The 4374-nt window shown below is 58.7% G+C and carries 3 protein-coding genes; 2 read left to right on the top strand and 1 reads right to left on the bottom strand.

Annotated features, from left to right (window positions below):
* Together ACH2EH_RS12860 and ACH2EH_RS12855 are read left to right on the top strand one after the other, a co-directional pair.
* A partial coding sequence (locus ACH2EH_RS12860; RefSeq protein WP_395142256.1) for a glycoside hydrolase family 38 C-terminal domain-containing protein occupies window positions 1–1886 on the top strand: 1886 nt, incomplete at its 5' end.
* A gap of 60 nt (window positions 1887–1946) precedes the next feature.
* Complete coding sequence (locus ACH2EH_RS12855; RefSeq protein WP_395142254.1) at window positions 1947–3251, top strand: Trx7/PDZ domain-containing (seleno)protein; 1305 nt, start codon at window positions 1947–1949, stop codon at window positions 3249–3251.
* On the opposite strand, the gene ACH2EH_RS12850 is transcribed toward ACH2EH_RS12855, so the two are convergent.
* Window positions 3241–4200, bottom strand: coding sequence for a phosphotransferase (locus tag ACH2EH_RS12850; protein ID WP_395142253.1), 960 nt, complete (start codon window positions 4198–4200; stop codon window positions 3241–3243). The genes ACH2EH_RS12855 and ACH2EH_RS12850 overlap by 11 nt on opposite strands.
* Between the last annotated feature and the right edge of the window lie 174 nt (window positions 4201–4374).

Below are 4374 nucleotides of genomic sequence, written 5' to 3'. Positions count from 1 at the left end.
CGACGTGGCCGATCTACCCGAGCGTGACGTTTGGCACCGCCAAGGGCTGGTACGAGAAAGTCGCTTCGGGGGATCTCACGCACTTGCCCGTACTAGACCACGAGCTCAACTACGAGTTCACCGGCTGCTACACGACCCAGACACTTATCACGCAGGCCAATCGCTTCGGGGAGAACTACTGTATCGAGGCTGAGACCTTGGCCGCCGTGACGGGCCGCGACTGCCGCGCACTGCTCCGAGAAGCCTGGATCAATATTCTTTTCAACCAGTTCCACGATATCCTGCCCGGCTCCGGTGTCCGCCAGACCCGCGAGCACGCCATGGCACTCTTTCAGGAGACGGGCGCGATCACGGGGGCAATTAAGCGCGAGGCGGGGAAGACACTTGCTATGAATCTCGCAACGAACCTGCTAATACCCCCGTCGGGCGGGGGCCAGGGGGCTGGCTCGGGCCATGCCTTCGCCAGCGGCGCGGGCGCGGGAATTGGCGCGATGGAGTCAGGGATTTCTAAGACGGGGGGCGGCGGGAGCGTGCGGCCCTACGTCGTTTATAACCCTTGTGCCTGGGAGCGCACCGAGGCCGTGACCGTGCGCCTCTACGACACGGGCTTTGAGCCGGGTCGCATTGTTGCACGCGATGAGCACGGGGAAAATCACCCGACATTTTTTCTCACCCGTGGCGATGACTGGGGCCATAGCTACCTGGATATTTTGTTTTTCGCCCAGAATGTGCCCGCGCTTGGCTACAAGACTTTTGCGCTGTGTGAGGGCAAAGTGACAGTGGACGTGCCGCAAGTGAAGGCGCTGCCACGCGACTTGTTCGAGACACCGTTTGGGATGCTGCGCTTTGATCGCTACAAAGGTGGACTCGTGGAAGTGCACCACCGAGAGAGTGACATTACTTTTCTGGAGGGCGACTACGACAGTCTCGGGGAGTGGGAGCTGACTCGGGAGCAGCCGCGCGGGATGACCGCCTGGGTGCTGGGCGGAGTCCTCGACTACCAGCCGATTCGCACGGCAGGCCACCATGTCCACGGAGTTACACGAAACCGAGGCACGAGCTACCCGAGCGGCAGCAGCATGGCCTATGTTGTCCACCAGCACTACCGCGTCCCCGAGACGAAGAGCACGGTAAAAGTGCAGTATCTCATCCACGGCTTCGCGCCACGCATTGATGTGACGGCGGAGATTGACTGGCGGGAGATTGGGGATGCGGAGCGGGGGATTCCTGGCCTACGGGTGCACTTTCCCTTCGATGGCTACGACAGCTACGCGCTACGCTGCGAGACACCGTTTGGTAGTGTGGTTCGGGAGGAGATGGAAGGGGAGGAGATGCCGAGCCTACGCTACGTCCACGCCCACTTCGACGAAGGCGGCTTCACACTCCTCAACGATAGTAAGTACGGCTTCACGGTTCAGGGCGGTAATATTGCCATGCGGGTCGTTCGCTCGTCGTTCGATCCCGATCACGCGCCCGAGATATGCAAGCACACGATCCGCTACTCGATGGTCTTCCACGACCAAACCGTGGAAGTGTCGGAGCTGACACGGATGGGCGCGGCTTTCAACCACCCGCTGATTGCGTTCCCGGCGGGTGTTCAGGAGGGAAGTGGGCCGCTGTCCAAGTCTTTTGCGTCGGTTGAAACGCCAAATATCGTGCTGACAAGCTTCAAAAAAGCCGAGGACGGCGACGGTATCGTTCTGCGCTTGGTAGAGTACGATGGGCTCGACACGGAGGCGGTTGTCACGCTCGCCGAGGGCTTCGGCACAAAAGCTAGACTAACCGACTTGATGGAAAAACCCACGGGTGAGGTCGTGAGCTTTGATGGAGTGACCCTACGAGTGGCGATTCGTGCGAATTCTTTAGTGAGTGTAAAGCTCTATTAGCGACTTCGTCGCTTGATGCTGTGCTATAGTGAGATCGTAAGCTCTTAGGGAGGTTTGAGAATGATTCGACAGGTACTAGCAACGATGTTGCTTGGAGGATTACTGACCGGGGCCGTGTTGCCGCCGCAGAAGCCCACACGGGAAGATCAGGTTCGCAACGATAAGAAAAAGCTGGAGGCGGAGGGCTACTGGCTCTACAACGATCTGCCACGCGCTTTCACCGATGCCAAAGCGAGCGGCAAGCCTATCGTGGTTGTACTGCGCTGCATTCCCTGCGAGGAGTGTGTCAAGCTCGACGATGATATTATCGAGGCTGACCCGAAGATGAAGGCACTCCTTGAGCAGTTTGTTCGCGTGCGAGTTATCGCCACCAACGGGCTCGACCTCTCCCTCTTCCAGTACGATACGGATCAGTCCTTTGCCGTGTTTCTGCTCAATGCCGATGGCACGGTCTACGGACGCTACGGAACCCGCTCCCATAGAACCGAGTGGCAGGGGGATGTCTCCGTGGAGGGAATGGCCAAGGCGATGGAGGGGGCGCTGGCACTGCATAAAAACTACCCTAAGAACAAGGCGCAGCTTGCCGCCAAGCGCGGCGCGGTGCCAGCGTTCGCCAAGCCCGAGCTGTTTCCCTCGCTTCGTGCAAAGTACACGCCGTTTCTCAACTACGAGGGGAAGGTCGTCCCAAGCTGCATCCACTGCCACATGATTAGTGAGGCACAGCACACCGTCGCGATTCAGAACCGGCAGCTCACCGACGCGCTACTCTTTCCCTACCCGCATCCCAAAATTCTGGGGCTGATCCTTGATCCCAAAGAACGGCCCACCGTGCTGCGCACCGAGTCGGGTAGCCCTGCCGCAAAGGCAGGCTTTCTTCCCGGTGACGTGATTCAGACACTCGAAGGCCAGCCACTGCTCTCGCTGGCCGATATGCAGTGGATTCTCAACACCACTCCCGCCGAGGGGGCGACTCTCAAGGCAAGTGTTTTGCGTGCGGGCAAGCCTAAACTCCTCACCCTGACACTTTCAGACGGCTGGCGACGGCGTGACGATATCTCCTGGCGAGCAAGCACCTGGGGACTGCGCCGTGCTGCGCTCGGGGGAATGAAGCTTGATCCTAATCCTAGTGGTAAGGGATTGCTTGTTGGGCATGTGGGGCAGTTCGGCCCCCACGACCTTGCTAAGCGCGCTGGGCTTGTGAAAGGTGATATTCTGACGAGCTTTGACACCATCATCAACCCCGTGCGCGAGTCCGATCTGATCGCCCACGCACTGCAAGTCAAGAAGCCCGGCGATACGATCCCGCTGACCATCCAGCGTGGTGGAAAGGCACTGAACCTTAGTTTTGTGTTGCCTACCCCCTGAGGCTCTCACTCGCCGCCTGAATCCGCGCTAGCTGCATCTCCCAGAGCCAGCGCATCTTTTCCGCCGTTTCGGGCTTGGAGCACCACTCCATGGGGACATGAAGGCACTGCTCCACGGAGAGTTCCCAGTCCGATTGGGCCTGTTCCCAGGAATAGTCCGGCTGGCCGAGGGCCTCGTACCAACGGCGCAGGATGGTGGCCTCATGGGCACTCCGAAGCTCCTGCGGCCACCAGATCACGAGGAAATACGCCAGGTCGTAGGTGGCCAGGCCATAGGCGAGCGACCAGTCAAAGGGCTGGCGGTCGAGGAAATACACGGGGTAGTCGGCGTTTTGGGGTGTGAGAATATTAGTCGAGTTGAGGTCGCCATGGAGTAGGCTCATCCCGCGCGGGTTGGCCCAGCGTGTTCGGAGAGCTTTCTCATGCGCGATGAAACACTCCGCAAATCGTTGGCCCGTTGCCTGCTCCAGCGGTACGACGCCGGGGCGAATCTCGGCGAAGTAACGATTCCAGACGGCATCGCTAGGGGCAGGCGCAGACTCCCAATGGTACCGGTGAAGTCGTCCGAGTGCTTCGGCGACAGCGAGGCCGTAGTCAAGGGTCGGCACCACATCACGCCTGTTGTGGTGTGTTTCTGAGAGGTCCTCGAGGAGTAAGTGGTAGCCCACACCATGCTCGAACTGCGCATCGTAACAACGCACGAGTGGCGCGTTTTCAAGCCCGACATAATCTTTTGTGTAGTAGTCCACTTCGGAGCATCCAAACGTCTCCCCCAAACAGATCTTTAGCCGCAGCGCCTGCGAGCTGCCATCGTCAAAAGACACAAGCAGTGGCACCTGACTCGACCAGTTACTCGCCTGTGTTTTTGCCTTGAAACGGGTGACGGTGCGCCCGAGCACCGCGGTCAACCAATCCGTTGAAACCTGTTCTGCCTCTAAAATAATTCGCATCGTCTGTCCTCCCATACACCACCTTAGCACACGCCAAGTTGAGTGGATTTGCCTCAAGGAATCTTATCTCGAAAGTATTTTCTTAATTTTCTTGACATGCTTAGTATGCTGCGATAATATTCTCCTTGCGCTTCGGACAAACCCGACGCAGACGACTCGAAGAAATGACAGTCG

The sequence above is a fragment of the Armatimonas sp. genome (assembly GCF_043760365.1).
Taxonomy (GTDB): domain Bacteria; phylum Armatimonadota; class Armatimonadia; order Armatimonadales; family Armatimonadaceae; genus Armatimonas.
The sequence above is the reverse complement of the archived record's forward strand: the minus strand, read 5'-3'. Positions and strand labels throughout refer to the sequence as shown.